The 19,191-nt window shown below is 44.5% G+C and carries 16 protein-coding genes and 1 tRNA gene; 8 read left to right on the forward strand and 9 right to left on the reverse strand.

The window, feature by feature from the left end:
• Positions 1–164: 164 nt before the first annotated feature.
• Positions 165–241 (forward strand) — tRNA-Met (locus tag ICN41_RS01425).
• A gap of 206 nt (positions 242–447) precedes the next feature.
• On the opposite strand, the gene ICN41_RS01430 is transcribed toward ICN41_RS01425, so the two are convergent.
• From ICN41_RS01430 to ICN41_RS01450, 5 genes are all read right to left on the reverse strand, one after another.
• Complete coding sequence (locus tag ICN41_RS01430) at positions 448–828, reverse strand: hypothetical protein (RefSeq protein WP_216291025.1); 381 nt, start codon at positions 826–828, stop codon at positions 448–450.
• A 358-nt stretch (positions 829–1,186) separates the two neighbouring features.
• The gene (locus tag ICN41_RS01435) at positions 1,187–3,676 is read right to left on the reverse strand and encodes a DNA internalization-related competence protein ComEC/Rec2 (RefSeq protein WP_370629071.1); all 2,490 of its coding nucleotides are present in this window, start codon (positions 3,674–3,676) and stop codon (positions 1,187–1,189) included.
• A 4-nt stretch (positions 3,677–3,680) separates the two neighbouring features.
• A complete protein-coding gene (locus ICN41_RS01440; RefSeq protein ID WP_216291381.1) occupies positions 3,681–4,517 on the reverse strand; it encodes a TatD family hydrolase in 837 nt (278 codons plus the stop codon).
• 11 nt (positions 4,518–4,528) lie between these two features.
• The gene (locus tag ICN41_RS01445) at positions 4,529–5,212 is read right to left on the reverse strand and encodes an ABC transporter ATP-binding protein (protein ID WP_216291026.1); all 684 of its coding nucleotides are present in this window, start codon (positions 5,210–5,212) and stop codon (positions 4,529–4,531) included.
• Positions 5,205–6,467 (reverse strand): lipoprotein-releasing ABC transporter permease subunit, encoded by a 1,263-nt coding sequence (locus ICN41_RS01450; RefSeq protein ID WP_216291027.1) that lies wholly within the window; start codon positions 6,465–6,467, stop codon positions 5,205–5,207. Before ICN41_RS01450 ends, ICN41_RS01445 begins: the two co-directional genes overlap by 8 nt.
• Before the next feature lie 67 nt (positions 6,468–6,534).
• Here ICN41_RS01450 and ICN41_RS01455 point away from each other — a divergent pair, with 67 nt between their 5' ends.
• The 4 genes from ICN41_RS01455 to lysS all read left to right on the forward strand — a co-directional run bounded on the left by ICN41_RS01455 (position 6,535) and on the right by lysS (position 11,992).
• A complete protein-coding gene (locus ICN41_RS01455; RefSeq protein ID WP_255537839.1) occupies positions 6,535–7,500 on the forward strand; it encodes a hypothetical protein in 966 nt (321 codons plus the stop codon).
• An 8-nt stretch (positions 7,501–7,508) separates the two neighbouring features.
• Positions 7,509–9,263, forward strand: coding sequence for a single-stranded-DNA-specific exonuclease RecJ (gene recJ, locus ICN41_RS01460; protein WP_216291029.1), 1,755 nt, complete (start codon positions 7,509–7,511; stop codon positions 9,261–9,263).
• A 35-nt stretch (positions 9,264–9,298) separates the two neighbouring features.
• Positions 9,299–10,403 (forward strand): peptide chain release factor 2 gene (gene prfB / locus ICN41_RS01465; protein ID WP_216291030.1). Its coding sequence is split into 2 segments (ribosomal slippage): positions 9,299–9,370 and positions 9,372–10,403, totalling 1,104 coding nucleotides; the frame shifts between segments, so codons are not numbered across the junction.
• Between the two features lie 38 nt (positions 10,404–10,441).
• Positions 10,442–11,992, forward strand: coding sequence for a lysine--tRNA ligase (gene lysS / locus ICN41_RS01470; protein ID WP_216291031.1), 1,551 nt, complete (start codon positions 10,442–10,444; stop codon positions 11,990–11,992).
• Between the two features lie 81 nt (positions 11,993–12,073).
• Here the strand turns inward: lysS and ICN41_RS01475 are convergent, their stop codons facing one another.
• A complete protein-coding gene (locus ICN41_RS01475; RefSeq protein ID WP_216291032.1) occupies positions 12,074–12,334 on the reverse strand; it encodes a hypothetical protein in 261 nt (86 codons plus the stop codon).
• 312 nt (positions 12,335–12,646) lie between these two features.
• On the opposite strand from ICN41_RS01475, the gene ICN41_RS01480 reads away from it, so the two are divergent.
• Together ICN41_RS01480 and ICN41_RS01485 are read left to right on the forward strand one after the other, a co-directional pair.
• Positions 12,647–13,423 carry a ferredoxin--NADP reductase gene (locus tag ICN41_RS01480; protein WP_216291033.1) on the forward strand — a complete coding sequence of 259 codons (777 nt, stop codon included), beginning with the start codon at positions 12,647–12,649 and terminating at the stop codon, positions 13,421–13,423.
• Positions 13,424–13,533: 110 nt separating this feature from the next.
• Complete coding sequence (locus ICN41_RS01485) at positions 13,534–13,698, forward strand: hypothetical protein (RefSeq protein ID WP_216291407.1); 165 nt, start codon at positions 13,534–13,536, stop codon at positions 13,696–13,698.
• A gap of 17 nt (positions 13,699–13,715) precedes the next feature.
• Here the strand turns inward: ICN41_RS01485 and ICN41_RS01490 are convergent, their stop codons facing one another.
• Complete coding sequence (locus ICN41_RS01490; RefSeq protein ID WP_216291034.1) at positions 13,716–14,186, reverse strand: chemotaxis protein CheW; 471 nt, start codon at positions 14,184–14,186, stop codon at positions 13,716–13,718.
• A 2-nt stretch (positions 14,187–14,188) separates the two neighbouring features.
• A complete protein-coding gene (locus ICN41_RS01495; RefSeq protein WP_216291035.1) occupies positions 14,189–16,420 on the reverse strand; it encodes a chemotaxis protein CheA in 2,232 nt (743 codons plus the stop codon).
• A gap of 147 nt (positions 16,421–16,567) precedes the next feature.
• Between ICN41_RS01495 and ICN41_RS01500 the strand changes: the two genes are divergently transcribed.
• Positions 16,568–18,196, forward strand: a complete 1,629-nt coding sequence (locus tag ICN41_RS01500) for a methyl-accepting chemotaxis protein (RefSeq protein ID WP_216291036.1) — start codon at positions 16,568–16,570, stop codon at positions 18,194–18,196.
• Here the strand turns inward: ICN41_RS01500 and ICN41_RS01505 are convergent.
• Entirely contained in the window at positions 18,193–19,185 is a 993-nt protein-coding gene (locus ICN41_RS01505; protein ID WP_216291037.1) for a YeiH family protein, read from the reverse strand. The two genes, ICN41_RS01500 and ICN41_RS01505, sit on opposite strands and share 4 nt — an antisense overlap.
• Positions 19,186–19,191 lie beyond the last annotated feature (6 nt).

Below are 19,191 nucleotides of genomic sequence, written 5' to 3' on the forward strand. Positions count from 1 at the left end.
ATGGACATCTCAGAACCTTAAGGAGTTGTTGCGTGGCAATATGTTACTCCTTATAAGGGTCATCCCAAAGCTCTCTAAACCCTAAAAAATGCGCTTATTTATGCGTCTTTTAAAGGTTTGCCTCGACAGGACCCCCTAAAAAATGGTAGAATTTCAGATTCAGACGCGGGGTGGAGCAGTCTGGCAGCTCGTCGGGCTCATAACCCGAAGGTCGTAGGTTCAAATCCTGCCCCCGCAACCAAACAGTAAAAAGCTTCTAGGACAATTTTTTCTTAGAGGCTTTTTTGCTTAATAAAGCTATGCATTGCAGAGGGTCATCAACAAGCCTAGCGAAGTCAAAGATCATTTAAAACCCTAAAAATCAGACATCCCTCCTTCCGTCGATTCCGCCAAACGGCCAAGAAGAAACACCAAAATTACTTTAGGCTGTTTTTTATTTTTATAAAGCTATTCAGTAGTACTTGTTTTTTGGGGTGTATCTTTATGACTGATCAGACAATATATGGCGACGATTCTTAATGCCTCCATTAATAGCGCCATATGCAGCAGAAATTTATCAAGCTTGATGTATGGAATTTGAGAAATATTGTAGATTAAGATAGCAGTTGAAATGAATTGAATAGCAAAACCAGCTGATGCAATTAACTTCAAAAATTGCTGATTAAAGTATAGGTAACTCACCAAGAAAGCCAAAATGATGTAAGTCGTGTAAATGATTAGCGAATCATAGACTTGAAGACCTGGGCCTGCCTTTGGCCTTTCCCAATAGTTAACAAGGATAATAATTATTGCAATAATTATTGGGATGAATATTTTTGGGTTTTTCATAGTCTCAAAGCCTGGCTTAATTAAATAACGTCATAATTGAAAGTCTATTTTTTTTGAACCCATTAAAACATGCTTTCACGTTTCCAATGGTCTCAAAAAGTATTTTTTAGGGACATCTAGCAAGCCAAGACCCCATCTCATTAAGCCACAGCGCTTGTTAAAGTAAACATCGTCTATTTTGGGGAATGTCAAGCAACTCTAATAATGGGCTTATAAGCCTCATAAATGTTGACTTCTTTAGGTTTGACAAAGACCTGGAAAAGAAAATCAAAACCACGCAATATGTTGTTTTACCCCCTCAAAACCCGAAGACTCCAGTCCTTTGCAACCAAGATTTACTTATTCAACTATTATTTTTTTAAGATCTCTTTACTTTTGAGGGCTGAGCTTTCCCTCTATGCCATAGGCGACGACTATGATCCCTCCAAAATATCTGAAGCCCCCCTTGATTTTTTCCAAGCCTCCAAATCTGAGCGCCTGTTTTGGGGGTTTGTAAAAAAGGTATTTGCAAAGAGTGGTAACGCTCTACAACTGTTGGATGAGGATGGCCATAGCGGTTGCGATAGGCATTTTGAGCAAATGCATGATCTGGCATGAGTCTTTTTAATAAAGGTTCAGAAGATGATGTTTTACTGCCATGGTGAGGGGCCATAAAAATAAGCTCTCTATCACCAATCTGTGCAAGCATGGTCTGCGTCAGACGATCTACGATATCTGCTTCCCCTTGTTTTTCAACATCGCCCGTTAGCCAAAATGATGTGGTTTTATTGCGAACCTCTAGTACACAACTCATTTCATTGGGTTTTCTGGAATACTCCTTCTCAAAAAGAGAGTGCTCATGTGGGTGCCAGATATAAAACTCGACTTCATCCCAGATCCAGCGCTGCCCATAACGACATGGAATGCTGGGGACTTTCTTAGCCCGAAGATTTTCTAGCAAAGGATTTGTAATTGGAAGGGAGCCCATCATTGAGGAAAATTCGATATGCTTTAAAAGCGTATTTACTCCACCAACATGATCGCTATCACTATGACTAATCACCATACGATCAATTTGATCAATTCCTCTAGCCTGTAAATAAGGTAACAAAATTCGTTGTCCTGCGTCATCCTTTTTACCTTGAATGGGACCTGTGTCATAGAGTAATTTTTTAGAGGCAGTCTCAATCAATACTGCAGTACCTTGCCCTATATCAAATACCGTTGCATGAAACCCCCCTGGGTTGATGGGTGCGTTATCAAAGCAAATAAATAATGGCGTAAGCAAGCAAAGTGCGGCAGTACGAGAGCGCCAATTGAGACTGAGAGGGCCAGGAGCGATGGCATAGGTAATCCCAATGCCTGAGAGCAGAAGAGCCCACCACTCTGGCTGTGGCTGCCAAAGGACAGACCATTTCCAGCTTGCCATCCAATGCAAGCATTCAGAAAGATATTCCATTGAAATGTGGGCGGCAAGCAAAAGCCAGCGGCCAATAAAATCTGGCAATAAGGCTCCTGCAATTGCCAATGGCGTCACGATATAACTGACTACAGGAATGGCAAATGCATTTGCAAGCGGCGAAACTATGGAGACTTGATAAAACCAAAACAAAGTAAGTGGCAGCAATGCCAGGGTGACAACCGCTTGTACTCGACAGGCTTCGAGCAATGCCTGCATCAGTCTTTGTGTCCAATGTACTTCTAGCTCTTTGCCCGTTGGTATACCCAATAAACCTACTGAGTTTCCCATCGCATACAAAATGGCAGCAACTGCCCCAAAAGATAACCAAAATCCTGGGGTGTAAGGTGCCATAGGATCAATCAACAGCACAATCAATAAAGCCCACCACCAAATATCAAAAGACCGCGGATTTCTGCCGAACCATAAAGCAAAGCCCACCACTCCAACCATATACATGGTTCTTTGGGCTGGAATCTGAAAACCTGCTAACCAAGCGTAGATAAATGCAGTCAAAAATCCTGCTGCTGCAGCCACTTTACTTACCGGCATCAGCAAGGGTAAATATCTACGTCGCCAGATGAAGCCCGCTAGTGCAGCGCCCACTCCTGCCAGCATGGTGACATGCAGTCCCGATATGGAGATGAGGTGCCCGATACCGGTAGCATTAAATACGCGCCAATCATTTTGATCGATCGCGTTTTGATCACCCATCACCAAGGCAATAATGACGCCTGCATATCGCGCATCTTTGGGAAGTAAGTCCTGAATTTTCTTGCGAAGTTTCCAGCGCGCCAATTCCATGTGTAACTCAAACTCGAGTAACCCAATCTCTCGCTTGGCTAATAAAGTGCCACTTCTCACGGAACCGCTTGCGCCAAAGTTCTGATGAAAAGCCCATCGCTCAAAATCAAAAGTATGCGGATTTAAAGTTCCATATGGTTGCTTCAACTTGACTTTAAAGCGCCACCTCTGCCCGGGAATAATGTCGGGAATATCTTCAGGGTTTCTCCAGGCCGGCTGCCAACTCAGGTAAATTCTGTCTGGAAATTGATCAGCACGTTCTTGACCTGCCTGATCTACTGCAAAGGCAAACTTTGCACCATCCGATTTACTTTGAGGCAAGGCAGCAATACGACCCTCTATTGTCAATTCCCTACCTTCCAGCTCGCTTATCAGAATGTTTTCTAAACGTTCTTGCGCATAACGTACATTCCAAGCAAAGCCCAAACTGAGTGCTAAAACGATCACTGCGGCTTGGCGTATTCTTTTCGAATTTGTTTTTATTATGGCAACTGCAATACTCAGAATTGAGCTGAGTGCGCAGATCAATAAACCATATTGAGGGACTTGAGGCAAAAAGAAAAGGAGAGATCCCCCGGCAATAAATGCCGTAATAGCTAAGCGCAAAACCTTAAGAGACTACTGAGAGAGTTGGATTAGATGTGCACAACGCTGACCAGCGTGGCAATACATGCATTGCATTACGCCATACAGCTTGAGCAAATACCGCCTCATCAATACCACGAATAGCAGCGAGCTCTCGTGCAATCCGAGGCAAAAAAGCAGGCTCATTAAAACGAATACCCTCAGCCCTAAGCCATGCAGGCGGAATATCGGGAGCATCTGTTTCAGTGACAATACTTTCGAGCGGTAAATCCTTTAACAAGCGACGTATTTGTAGAGCTCGCTCATAGGTTGCTGCGCCCCCGAACCCTAATTTGAATCCCAATGCAATAAATTGTTCTGCCTGCTGCATGCTGCCATTAAATGCATGCGCAATTCCTCCGGGAATATTGCGTCGACGTAATGCCTTCAGAATGGCATCTTGTGAACGACGAACATGCAAAATGACAGGCAATTGATATTTTTCTGCTAAGTCCAATTGGGCGTTAAAGATAAAGTCTTGCTGCTGGGGATCCAAATCTTCAACAAAGTAATCTAAGCCAATTTCACCTACACCAACAAAACGTGGGTCAGATAAAGATTGCGCGATTTGCTGATCCACAATCTCCAGATCGCCCGCTTGAAGTTGATTGCTATACAAGGGATGAATGCCTAAGGTGTAGACCAAGCCAGGAATCTGATTGCTATATTTCGAAATCAGTTCTTTGACATTTTGACAATCGGCAGCTTTCACAGTCGGCAACAAAATTGCTTGGACATTCTTATTCTGTGCTGCAGAAATAATATCTGGGAGAGAGTCTGCAAACTCGGGTGCATCTAAGTGGCAATGCGTATCTATCCACACGGGAGGCTGTCTCACTTAGCGAAGGTCTTTAATACTCCACGCTCTAGATGCAATATACGATCACAACGTTTAGCGCGCACTGGATCATGCGTCACGATCACAAAGGCAGTACCTTGTTCGCGAGCAATATCTAACATCAAATCAAATACCCCATCTGCAGTCTCAGTATCTAAATTTCCAGTAGGCTCATCTGCCAATACACAAGCCGGATTACCAACTAATGCTCTAGCTACTGCCACTCGCTGACGCTCACCCCCCGACAACTCACCAGGGGTATGCAATTCGCGATTAGCCAAACCCACTGCCTTGAGCATCTTGCTAGCACGCTCCATAGACTCATCATTACTTAGGCCACGAATACGCAAGAGCAATGCAACATTCTCAACAGCGCTAAATTCATCCAGGAGATGATGAAATTGGTAGATAAAGCCTAAGCTCTGATTTCGCAAGCGATCTAACTTAGAAACGGATAATTGATTGATGTTGGAGCCATCTAAAAGGACTGTGCCAGAACTTGGCGTATCTAAACCGCCTAATAAATGCAGCAAGGTGCTCTTACCGGAGCCAGATGAGCCCACAATCGCAAGCTTTTCAGACGACGCAATCTCTAAATCAACGGATTTCAGAACCTCGACTGCAGTAGCACCCTGACCATAGGTCTTAGCAAGGCCTTTAGCAACTAATACATTACTCATATCTCAAGGCCTCCGCAGGCAATACCTTCGCTGCGCGACGGCTGGGGTACAGGGTTGCCAGAACAGATAAGCCAAATGCCATTAAGCCCACAGTCAGTACATCTGACATTCTGACGTCAGAAGGTAGCTCACTAATGAAGTACACCTCGCGTGGCAAGAAACGTACTCTGAAGATAGCTTCAATGGTTGGAACAATCACATCAATATTTAATGCAATTAATAAACCCAAAGCCACTCCAGCAAGTGAGCCTAATAAGCCAATCGCCAAGCCTTGAATGAGGAAGATTCTCTGAATCAATCCTGGACTCGCGCCCATCGTCCGCAGAATCGCAATGTCCGCCTGCTTCTCATTGACTGTCATCACTAGAGTAGAAACGAGATTAAACGCAGCAACCGCAATAATCAGCGTCAAGATAATGAACATCATTTTCTTTTCTGTTTGAACTGCAGCAAACCAATTTCGGTTAGAGCGAGACCAATCCGTTACCCAAAGTGCCTGCGGCACCAGCGCCGCTAATTCATTAGCTACCTCAGGCGCCCTTTGCATATCATCCACTTTTACCCTTAAGCCAGAGGGATCGCGCAGTCGTAACAAAGCGGCAGCATCCTTCCAATGCATGATGGCTAAAGAGCTGTCATATTCATAATGGCCACTGTCGACAATCCCAACTACATTCAAAGCACGCATCCGAGGCATCGCACCAGCAGGAGTCAAATCACTCTCCGGAACAATTAAATTAATTCGATCACCGACTCGAGCGCCAACAATCGATGCCAGCTGCGCACCCAATGCAACACCAAAACTTCCTGGCTGAAGATCATTAATATTTCCAGCAACAAATTGCTTAGGCAGATCAGAGACCTTACCTTCATCACTTGGCAAGATTCCACGAATGGATACACCACGCATCATGCTGTCGCGACTAAGCAATCCTTGAGAGCTCACCATGGGGGCCACTCCCAAAACATGGGGTTGGGTTGCTACCTTGGCCGCCAGTGGTTCCCAATTTGCCAATCCATCAGGAGCGGATATTTCCACATGGGAAAGAACAGAGAGCATCCGATCTCGTACTTCCTTCTGAAATCCATTCATCACGGACAGAACAACAATCAATGCAGCTACACCTAAAGCGATACCAGCAGTAGAAATTCCGGAGATAAAAGATAAGAAGCCATCACGCTTTCCAACCGTCTTACGACGCTTGGATCGGGTATAGCGCAGGCCAATTTCTAGCTCAATAGGAAGTCTTAACATAGCGACAGTTTAGACAATTGGGAGCGCAAACTGATGGAATACCTAAATGCCACCTAAAATCAGGGAAATGACAGCCAATTTCAATTCCCCTAAAAATGGAGCCAAACGCTTCACTCTGATGGTTTCAGGGGAGGATGCGCTTGATCTAGAGGATGGGCAAGGCTTATCTAGCCCTCCTATAGGTCTTCCACATGAACGCTTCCTATTAGGAAATGCAGTCCCGATTGCCCCAGTCCTCTTATTAGGACAATCAAGTCAAGCAATCAACCCTCAGGAATACATCGCCTGCCTACAGCCGGTTCATCTACATGCGACACGTGATCACCTCGTTTTAATGAGTCAAGATCAGGTGGATCTGACAACCGAAGAATCTAAACTTCTCCTAAAGACGGCTCTACCCTTCATTGAAGAAGACTTTCAGTCCAAGGTTGTATTTGAGGGACAATACTATTGGTTTATTCCTGCTGGGCCATTTACTGGCTTAAGTACCCATAGTGTTGATCAGGCTCACGGCAGAAACATCGACTGGTGGATGCCACGTGATTCAGATGTACCTGGAATAGCTAAGCGTTGGCGCAAACTCCAAAATGAGATTCAAATGCTTTGGCATATTGACCCGGTCAATGAGGCGCGTGAGCAACGCGGTCTACCGAGCATCAACTCTCTTTGGATTAGTGGCATTGGCAAATTGGCAGACCTAGATGCCCCAGAAGTAATTCAACATGCAAGCTGCCTATGTGGAAGTCACCCACTTCTTGCTGGCCTGGCCAAACACTACCAGATTAACTACAGCACAACAATCAAGCCACAAGATTTATCTCAAACATTTGCCTGGTCAGAAGATCCGGCAGCAATTTGGCCACTTCTGAGTCAGGCGCTATCTGAAAAGCGTCTTGATGAAGTGCTGATCATTGATTTTCCATTAGGCAAAAAACGGCTACGTATTTTTACGAGCAAAAATTTACTTAAACCTTCTTGGATGTTTTGGAAAACATCTGAAGTGCTGACCTGGCAAGAGATTGCTCAGCAATAATGACCAATATGAGTCTTTTTTCCCAGCGCCCATTTTCTGAACGAACTGCTAGCTGGTTGCAACAAAGTGGCCTTCATCCCTTGCTGGCTCGTCTATATGCTGCGCGTGGACTGGAGTCTCCTGACGCACTCTCGCTTGATTTAAAGCAACTGTTATCGCCAGCAGAGTTGAAGAATTGCCTCAGCACTGCCAGCTTATTAGCCGATATCCTTGAATCAAAAGAGCCAATACTCATTGTTGCGGACTACGACTGTGACGGCGCTACTGCTTGTGCAGTAGGTTTGCGTGGCCTGAGAATGCTAGGTGGGCCAGAGACTCCTATTCACTTTTTGGTACCCAACCGATTTACGATGGGATATGGGCTAACACCTGAAGTAGTAGAACTCGCTGCGCAACAAACTCCTAAACCTAAATATTTGATTACTGTAGATAACGGTATTGCGAGTGAAGCTGGTGTTGATCGTGCACATGAGCTGGGAATGGAAGTGATTGTGACTGACCACCACCTACCCGGAGATCGACTTCCAAAGGCAAAGGCCATCGTCAATCCAAATCAACCTGGCTGCTTATTTCCAAGCAAAGCTCTTGCTGGTGTGGGAGTCATGTTTTATTTATTAGTTGCCTTAAGAGCAGAGTTACGCAAACGAGATAAATTTACCGCAGAGACCCAACCTAAAGTTGAAAATTTATTGGATCTCGTAGCACTAGGCACCGTTGCTGATGTTGCACAACTGGATCGTAATAACCGAATCCTCGTTTCTAATGGTTTAAAGCGAATTCGCGGGGGAATCTCTCAACCAGGTATCCAAGCCCTCTTCCAAGCAGCAACACGAGATCCACGCAAGGCCAATACCTTTGATCTTGGGTTTGCGATCGGACCCAGACTCAATGCCGCTGGCCGCCTAGCTGACATGAGTCTGGGTATTCGCTTATTGCTGACTGATAGTGCAGATGAAGCATTAAACCTTGCCCATGAGCTTGATCGCATTAATCGGGAACGTCGTGTTATTGAATCTGGGATGCAAGAAGCTGCATTAGCGCATCTGGCAGATGATCAGCTAGAAGGCAGTATTTCAGAGCGCACAAGCATTTGCCTGTGGAATCCTGAATGGCATCAAGGAGTCGTTGGCATTGTGGCGTCCCGTCTTAAGGAGCGCTTTAATCGACCCGCTATTGTTTTTGCCCCAGCCGATGGCAGCACAGGTGAAGAGTTACGCGGTTCAGGTCGTTCGCTGACTGGCTTTCATTTGAGAGACGCCCTTGATCTGGTTTCTAAACGCGAACCTGGACTGATATTGAAATTCGGTGGTCACGCCATGGCAGCTGGCCTAACTATTCGCAAAAGTGATTTCGAAAAATTTGATGCTTGCTTTCAACAAGTCGCCAGCGAACTCCTAACTGAAGAGTTATTGCAAAGACGTCACGTTCATGACGGTGCACTAGCCCCTTCTGAGTTCACGTCTGAAACAGGTGACTTACTTGCTGAGGAAATCTGGGGGCAAGGCTTTCCGCAACCCATCTTCTACGGCGAGTTTGAAATCACGCAACAAAGCCTCATGAAAGAAAAGCATTTACGTTTAATGCTGCGCCCACTAGGCGGTGGTCCTGTCGCCAGCAAGCCCTTTACTGCTGTTTGGTTTAACCGCACCCAGAGCTTACCAAGCAAGGCTAAATTAGCCTATCGCCTTGTCACCGATCGCTACCAGGGTCAGGCTCGGGTCCAGCTGATGATTGAGGCCCATGACGAGAGTTCTGACACCTAAGCGCCTGGCCAGAATAACCCCCTTATAATTGTGGGATGGAAGCCGAACAATTAAATACTATTTCAAATACCTTGTCTGATCTGCTCTCTCGTGAGCAAGCTCTTCGGGGGTATCTTTGACTTCGAAGTAAAGTCACGTCGCCTTACTGAAGTTAATTCCATCCTGGAAGATCCAACGATCTGGGATGATCAAAAGAAAGCTCAAGCCCTAGGCAAAGAAAAGAAATTGCTTGATGGCGTCGTTGCCACCTTGACCGATCTCAATTCCAATATCACTAGCGCTCTTGAGCTCTTTGATATGGCCAAAGAAGAAGATGATTTTGAAACCATCTCTGCCATTGAGAAAGATGTAGAAAGCTACAGCAAGATCATTGGTGATCTCGAGTTCCGTCGTATGTTTCACAATGAGATGGATTCGTGCAATTGCTTTATTGATATTCAAGCTGGCGCGGGTGGAACTGAAGCCTGTGACTGGGCTAGCATGCTTTATCGTCAATACCTTAAGTATTGCGAGCGCAAGGGCTACAAAACAGAAATTCTCGAAGAATCCGATGGCGATGTTGCTGGGATTAAAAGTGCCACTATTAAAGTGGATGGTGAGTATGCCTATGGCCATCTTCGCTCTGAGACTGGAGTTCATCGCTTAGTTCGCAAGTCACCCTTTGACTCATCCAATGGACGCCATACCTCTTTCGCTAGCATCTATGTCTATCCAGAGATTGACGACTCGATTGAGATTGATGTGAATCCTGCTGATATTCGTACGGATACCTATCGCGCCTCTGGTGCAGGTGGTCAGCATATTAATAAAACAGATTCTGCAGTACGTCTAACGCATATCCCAACTGGGATTGTGGTGCAATGCCAGAATGATCGCAGCCAACATCGCAATCGCGCTGAAGCAATGAGTATGCTGAAATCACGCCTCTACGAACATGAAATGCAAAAGCGTCGTGCTGAGCAAGATAAATTAGAAGCGAGCAAGACAGATGTAGGCTGGGGTCACCAAATCCGCTCCTATGTCCTAGATCAAAGTCGCATTAAAGATTTGCGTACCAATGTGGAGATTTCCAATACGCAAAAGGTTTTGGACGGAGATCTAGATGCATTCATTGAAGCCAGCCTGAAGCAAGGCGTGTAATAGAACCCAAAGTAGTGTTAATTGCAATCAAACGAGATATGAACGATAAAGCCAACCCTAGCCCCGCCCCAGCTACTGAAGTAGTTGATGAAAACCACATCATTGCAGAGCGCCGCGAAAAGCTGGCCAAGCTTCGTGAAGGCGGCATTGCCTTTCCAAATGATTTCGTACCGACCCATTTAGCGGCTGATCTGCATACGCACTACGACTGCCTGAGCAAAGAAGAGCTTGCGGCTAAGAAGATTCATGTCAAAGTTGCAGGACGCATGGTCTTAAAACGCGTCATGGGCAAAGCCAGCTTTGCAACCATTCAAGATCGTAGTGGTCAAATTCAGTTCTATATCAATGATGAGATTTCTGGTGCTGATATCCATGGTGCTTTCAAGCACTGGGATATGGGTGACTTTATTTCTGCAGAAGGCAACTTATTTAAAACCAATAAAGGAGAGCTATCTGTAGAGTGCAGCAATTTACGCCTTCTAAGCAAATCCTTGCGCCCTCTTCCAGATAAGTTTCATGGCCTCTCTGATCTTGAAACCAAATATCGTCAGCGCTATGTGGATTTGATTGTGAATCCAGAAAGCCGCAATACTTTTAAAGCTCGCAGTAATGCCATCGCTTCTTTGCGTCGTCATATGCTAGATGCAGACTTCATGGAAGTGGAGACGCCCATGCTGCATCCGATTCCTGGTGGTGCAGCAGCTAAGCCTTTCATCACGCATCACAATGCCTTAGATATGCAGATGTTCTTGCGTATTGCGCCAGAACTCTACCTCAAGCGATTAGTCGTTGGCGGTTTTGAGCGCGTCTTTGAAATTAACCGCAACTTCCGTAATGAGGGAGTGAGCCCGCGCCACAATCCAGAATTTACGATGATGGAGTTCTATGCTGCCTATACAGACTATCGTTGGTTGATGGATTTCACAGAGGGGCTTATTCGTGCGGCAGCTATGGATGCTCAAGGCACTGCGGTATTAACTCATCAAGGTCGTGAATTGGATTTGAGTAAGCCTTTCCAAAGACTCACCATCAATGAAGCAACTCTCAAGTACTGTGCTCAGTCTGGCAAGAATTACCAAGCAAACCAATTAGAAGACATCGACTTCATTCGTACTGAATTGAAAAAAGGTGGTGAGAATCCTGACTCCCCCACTTTGAAGAATGCTGGTATTGGGGCTTTGCAGCTAGCCTTATTTGAATTGGTAGCGGAAGAGCACCTCTGGGAACCTACTTACATCATTGACTACCCAATTGAAGTTAGTCCACTAGCAAGAGAATCAGACACTCGCCCTGGTATTACTGAGCGCTTCGAGTTGTTTATTACTGGTCGTGAAATTGCCAATGGCTTCTCCGAGCTTAATGATGCGGAAGATCAAGCGAACCGCTTCCGTAAGCAAGTTGAACAAAAAGAAGCTGGTGATGAAGAGGCCATGTACTTTGACCATGACTTTATCCGTGCCCTGGAATATGGCATGCCTCCTACGGGCGGCTGCGGTATTGGAATAGATCGTTTAGTAATGCTCCTGACAGATGCACCTAATATTCGGGATGTCATCCTCTTTCCTCACCTGCGTCGTGAAGAAGAATAAAAAGCTAGTAATCCATTCTTTTAGATTTACAGATAAAACAAAAGGCACCCTAGGGTGCCTTTTTCATTTATTGCAATTGAGTTAATAAGGTGAAAGCTCATCAAACCCCTGTGACTCGTATTTGAGTACATGTTGTGCTATCAAAAAAATTCCGGAGAAGAAACTGAGGCAAACCAATAATGCGAATGCATGATATTGATTTAGGCCACTTTGGTTTAGAACCTCTAAATAGGTATTGCTTTCCAATGCTAAATGGGTAGACAGTGTCAGCAAGGCGATACCTAAAACTAACTGCAGGACAGTAAAGACAACTGACTTTTCTAGAGCTTGATTCTTTGACATAAGGCTTCCTTTGATTTCTTAATAAAGGATCTTACGGAAGGGGTGGGTCTTTGTAAAAGACTCCCTTTTCATACCATCACTACTTTTAGATATAAAGAATATAAGCCCGAGCCATTAGGCCACCGCCCCTTCAGAAGGCGCCTAATACGGCCAGAAAAAGGGGTTAATTCCCCAAAAGGAGTCCTTTATTACCAAAAATTGGATTCATATCACTACACAGTCCTGTTTACTGGATATCTTGGCGGATTTTGAGGTTTAGGAATGGGATAATCAAGACTTGTTATAACCAAGCTTTATTTATTTTTTGCATTTATGGCCGCCTACAACACCGAAACCGTTTTAACCGTCCACCATTGGAACGATACACTCTTTAGCTTTACTACTACCCGTAATAAGGGTCTACGATTTCGTAGCGGTCACTTTTTAATGATCGGTCTTGAGGTAGAAGGAAAACCATTAGTGAGAGCCTACAGTGTTGCAAGCCCTAACTATGCAGAACATTTGGAATTCCTGAGTATCAAAGTACAAGATGGTCCATTGACTTCACGTTTACAAAAAATTCAGGTGGGCGACCCTATTTTGGTGAGCGAGAAATCAGTTGGCACCTTAGTACTTGATGATCTAAACCCTGGAAAACATTTATACCTATTCAGCACAGGTACTGGGCTTGCACCTTTCATGAGCATCATTCGTGACCCCGAGACCTATGACAAGTTCGAGAAAGTAGTGCTGATCCATGGCGTGCGCTTAGTCAGCGAATTGGCATATGGCGATTACATTAAAAATGAGCTTACTCAAGACGAGTTCTTGGGAGAGCTCATTCGTGAAAAGTTAATCTATTACCCCACTGTTACACGTGAGGCCTTTAAACATACAGGCCGATTAACTACGGCAATTGAATCTGGTCAGCTCTTCAAAGATATTGGCTTACCACCGCTAGATCCTGCCGTTGATAGAGCGATGATTTGCGGTAGCCCTTCTATGCTCAAAGAAACTGCTGAAATGCTGGATGCTAAAGGCTTCAAGGTTTCCCCTAGTTTGGGTCAATTGGGTGACTATGTATTTGAGCGCGCTTTCGTAGAAAAGTAAGCGTTATTCCTTAATAGCTAAAAGTAATTTAGTTATCGCTATATATTTCTTGTGGATATATAGCCAGATTGGTAAATTGGCTACAACGATACATTTACTAAGGAATTCAGATGTCACCGGCTCGAGAGCACTACAACCCCATCATCACAGGCTTACTGAAAGAGCATGATCGCTTGCCACATGACAAGGTCGAAGAACGCAAAAGCTTTCAAAGGCGCATTCTTTTTTTAATGGCCACTATCAAGATGGAAGAATTTTCAGAGTCTTTTGCCTAAGCGGCAAACACAAGATCCTAAATGGATGCAGGCAGAGTCTGTAAATCACTCAGACTTGATCCATTTGGATTTTGAGCATTCCGAGATATTGCTGCTGTATCTAGAATGATGAGAAGGCCTTCGGATAGTCTAAAAGCCCCCTGAATCGCCTCTTGAAATTGCCCTGACAAATGGGCTGGGGGGAGCACCAACGCAGATGCTTCAAAAGTCAAGATATCGCCAATAGAATCGACCATCAAGGCAATATTATTTTCTTCCACTTTCAAAATAATGCTAAATGACTCGCACTGAGAGTCAGCAATTTCAAGGTAGGCACTCATATCAACCGCAGGCATAAGTAAGCCTCGTAGATTTAATATTCCACGAATCATTTTTGGGCTACCAGGAACTTTAGTGCATCCTAAATTTCGATTGACCTCAATCAACTCTTCGGCAGGTATACCCAAGGTGTAAGCACCGACATTACAGGCTAAGAATGAGCGTTCCATATTCAATTTGGTAAGTACACGTCAATAACTTTTGGGTATTGACCAGATTCTTCTTGGATGTTGTGCATTACAAGGACTTCTTCTAGATCTAATACATTAATCACTTGATCGTTATAGATAATGCAGCCATTGAGCCCTCTCTGTGGAGTTGATAGCTCATGCAACTTAGCAGGCACTTCAATAATATCGGTCACTTGCTTAACCACTAAGCCATACAAACGATCACGATAACGGCAAGTTAACACTGGGGCACGAGTATTGGGATATGCCTCTATTGCACCCCCACTGACATACTGCTCGAGTCGCACTAAATCCATCAACTGTTCATTAAAGTAAACAACCTCTCGATTGCCGTTTTGCTGGATTTGCTCCGAAGCTAATTTAATGATGTGATCAATGGCATCCAATGGCAATGCAATCTTATGTAGACCTGGAATTTCAAAGAGCAATACAGAAATCATCTCCTCAACAGGAGCCACATAAAGTTCATCTTGTCGAATTGGATTGGCTTGCAAGCGCTCAACCAGGCCTGATTTACGGGCAATACCATCAATATCTAAAATCAGGGCAACTTCACCATTACCCATAATGGTCGCACCTGCAAAATTGGACATATCCCTCAACAACTCACCTAAGGGCTTAATCACAATATCTTGGATATTCAAGACCTCCTCTACAACCAAGCCAAAGAGGGTGCCATTAAAATTGAGAACAGCTATAAAAAGCTTCTGCTTCGGTTTGAGGGGACTTGCAGCCAAGTTCAGTTGCTCATTTAAGAAAAGCAAAGGAATTAATTTATCCCTCAAGCGGAATGTTGGAGTACCGTAAAAATCCTCGATCCCATTATTGGGCTGGTTTGGCGAAAAACGGACTAATTCCAAGATACGATTTTGCGGGATCAAAAAGATCTCTTCTGCACACCTGACAAACAAGGTTGGCAAAATTGCCAATGTGAGCGGGATCTTCAACCGAACATGAGTGCCTTCATTCGGAACACTAGTAATTTCAATACTGCCGCCAATATTTTCAATATTATTCTTGACGACATCCATGCCCACTCCCCTGCCAGAGAGATTGGTAATCGTGTCGCGCGTCGAGAATCCTGGCAAGAAAATTAACTCTATTAATTCCTTGTGATTGAGTGAATGCGCTTTTTCTACGCTGATTAAGCCGCGAGAAATTGCACGCTGTCGAACGCGTTCATAGTCAACCCCTGCACCATCATCAATTACTTCAACAATGACGGTACCGTTTTGGTGAGCTGCACGCAGTACCAAATAAGCAATCTCTGACTTACCCTTTTCTAGGCGCACTTCTGGCGTCTCAATACTGTGATCAATGCTATTACGAATGAGGTGAATCAAGGGATCTCGAATACTGTCTAGCAAAATACGGTCAAGCTCCGTTTCAGAGCCTTCCTGTAAGAGCCGTACCTTCTTGCCACACTCAGCGGAAACATCCCTAACTAAACGAGGAAACTTATCCCATATATGGTAAATGGGCTGCATCCGCATCTTCATCATGCGCTCTTGCAGCTCTAGAGTTAATAGATCAATACTTCGGACGGCACTAGTAAATAACTTATCAGTTGACTGCTGAGAGAATGGAAGCAAGCGATTACGCGCTAGCACCATCTCGCTCGCGATATTCATTAACTTATCGAGAACCTCAGGATTGACTTTAACCGGGACAACCACTTCCTGTCCTGGAGCAGACATCATCGGCGATTCGGATGGCTCTGCATATTCAGTCTGCATTTCAGCAGCAGGTGGAAAAGATGTCTTTGATGACTGCTCAGGGGCTTGGCTTTCAGCAGGCGGAGATTGAATCTCATCTGCTTTTTTGGCTGTAGTCGCTGTCGAGCCAAGTAATACTGCAATGAGTTCCTGGTCATCACCAGAAGGTTCAACATGATTGGTTTCAACACCCTCAATAATGCTTCTGAGAATGTCATTCATTTCCAGTAAGCGAGTTGACTTTTCAAAATCTAACTCAGCCTGACCTGCACGAATTTTTCCCAATAGACTCTCGCCAGCATGGGAAAGCTTTTCTAAGCGCTTTAGAGAAAAGAAGCCACTACTACCTTTGAGCGTATGTAGGCCCCGAAAGATATTCCCGACTAAAGCTTGGTCCCCAGGGTTTTCTTCCAGACGAACAAAGTCACCATCAAGTCGATCGATGATTTCCCGGGCTTCCAGGATAAATTCAGCGAGGATTTCGTCGTGATTTTCCATGTAAGCTAATAGTAATGGACATTTATTTGGGCAGGCAGATAGAATGGGGGCTACTGAGATATTAGCTTATATTAGTGAATATTCACATAAACAGCTCTAATCAATAGCCCGCTTTACGCATGAACCCTCTACAGGAAGCCTCACCGAATGTTTAGTAACTTTTTAGATAAATTCGATAGAAAATCAACCGTTAAAACCAAGCTTGTTGTGAGCTTCGGACTCATTCTATTTTTTACTCTAATTGTTGGGGGGATTTCGATCTACGGTTACTACGTGATGGGTAAAAGTGCCGACTGGCTATATGTGCAAGGTGCCAAAGGCATTGAAGATTCAAAGCAGCTACAACTTGAGGCTGTTGCCTTAGATATTGAACTCAATCACTTGCTACTCTCTTCAACACTTGCCAATAAAGCAGAAGGCCAAGCCTTGCGTGAGCTATCCCTGGCAAATATCGAAAAGTTGCGCACCAATCTTCAAACGACTATTAAGCGAGTTGATGCCAATATTATTCGCTCTAAAACAAGAGTTGAATTCAATGAGCTAGTTGAAGACTTTGATATTTACTTAATAGCGATTGAACAAATTGCCCTTCTAGAAAAAGGCTCGCCAGCTACTGCTACCACGATGTATTTCAGTGAAAAGTTTCAGGGCTTCAAGCCACGTATTAATAAAAATCTACAGGATTTTGTAGATGCCAAACTAGAAAGTGCTAACTTATTCCATCAAGAGGCTGAATCAGCCAAGCATTACGCCATTCTGTCTACGCTTGTGACTATATTAATCTCATTCATGCTCAGCATCTTGATTGGTATTCGCTTCCGTCACTCCATTATTGACCCCCTCCACAAAACCAAAGAAGCGCTAAATGCATTAGCTGGATCTCGCCTGAATACCACTATTGAAGGCGCAGACTATGCTGGTGTAGTCGGTCAAATCGCACAATCTGCACAAAAGCTGCAAAATAATCTTCGTGGAGCTATTCAAGAGATTAGCAGCAATGCCTTGATGATTAGCGCCTCTTCTGAAGAGCTTGCAGTAGTTAGCGCACAATTAAATGCCAATGCTGAAGAAACCTCTTCTCAAGCAAACGAAGTAGCACAGTCATCGGATATCGTGAGTCAAAATACGCAATCGGTAGCTACTTCAGCAGAAGAATTTAGTACTAGCATTCGCGAGATTTCCATTAATGCCATGGAAGCTTCACGGGTTGCCAATCAAGCAGTCACCATCGCTAATAGCACCAACCAACAAATGTCTAAGCTAAGTAATAGCAGCATTCAAATTGGTGAAGTAGTCGCTGTGATTGCTGATATTGCCGAACAGACTAACTTACTAGCACTTAATGCCACCATTGAGGCTGCTCGTGCAGGCGAATTAGGCAAAGGCTTTGCTGTAGTGGCTAATGAGGTCAAAGAGTTGGCCCGCTCAACCGCCAAAGCTACCAATGAAATCGGTCAGTCAATTGATGCTATCCAGTCCGATGCCAAGGGTGCCATCGAATCCATTGCTGAAATTACCCAAATCATCAATAAGATCGATGATATCTCCAGCATTATCGCTACTGCGGTTGAAGAACAGGCAGCAACTGTTAGCGAGATTTCACGCAATATATCGACTTCTGCGGGTAGCTCAGCCAGAATTACTGAGACTGTAGAAGCTGTAGCGATTGCTTCAAGAGGAATTTCTTCAGGCTCATCCGAAATTCAAAACTCCTCTGCTGAACTTGCAAGAGTAGCGGCTAAGCTTAAGGATCTGGTATCTAAGTTTGAGTGTTAAGGGAGTTTGTAGATAAATACAAACCCAAGAAGCGCAATAAACAGTGTTTCAACTACTAGCATCAGCACGGGCTGCCAACCTAGCTTTGCCAATTCCTGAAAATTGGTCTTAAGTCCTGCTGCTGCAATGGCGATCACCAGCATCCAACGGGACAAACCTCCAATCTGCTGAGTTACTGCGCTAGGGAGGATTTGCATAGATGCCACTATTGAAAGCGCTACAAATCCCAATAAGAATGTCGGGATTAAGCGCAAGCTCCCCCACCCAAGTCCTGTAGTTGACTTTTGTGCGCCAAAAAATAATGAGATGAATAAGACTACAGGCAATAAGAGAGCGACACGAAACAGTTTCACTACTGTTGCTACATCCCCCGCTTCTGGGCCAAATAACATACCAGCTGCAACTACCTGAGCAACATCATGAATAGTTGCCCCTATAAAAATACCTGCCGGTAAGGCCCCCACATCCATCATCTGCAATAGAAATGGGTAAGTCACCATCGCAATAGTGGATAGCACTGTTACACCAACCACTACCAACAAAGTAAATTGCTCATTCTCTTTTGATTTTGGAAGCACTGAGGCAACTGCAAGTGCTGCAGAAGCTCCGCAAATACCTACGGATCCACCTGCAATCAGGCCAAAATCAGGTGAGATTTTTAAAACTTTTGCTAAGATATAGCCAAGCGCTACAGTAGAAGCCACTGCCAACATCACCATCAAACCGGTGTTTAGTCCTATAGCCCCAATATCGGCAAAGGTAATTCGAATCCCAAGAAATGCCACACCCAGGCGTAATACGGTTTTCGCAGAAAAATCGATTCCAGGCTTAACTGCTTCATTGAGATATAAAAAATGAAGTGACAGACCAATCAATAATGCGTAGAGCAGTTGTGGGCCGCCATAGTTTTCTGATAAGAAGCTGGTTGACATCGCAATGACCAGACACACCAGTAGTCCTGGGATGATTTTTTGAGTCGTTTTCAGCATAAAAAG

The organism is Polynucleobacter sp. 15G-AUS-farblos, assembly GCF_018882445.1.
Taxonomy (GTDB): Bacteria; Pseudomonadota; Gammaproteobacteria; order Burkholderiales; family Burkholderiaceae; genus Polynucleobacter.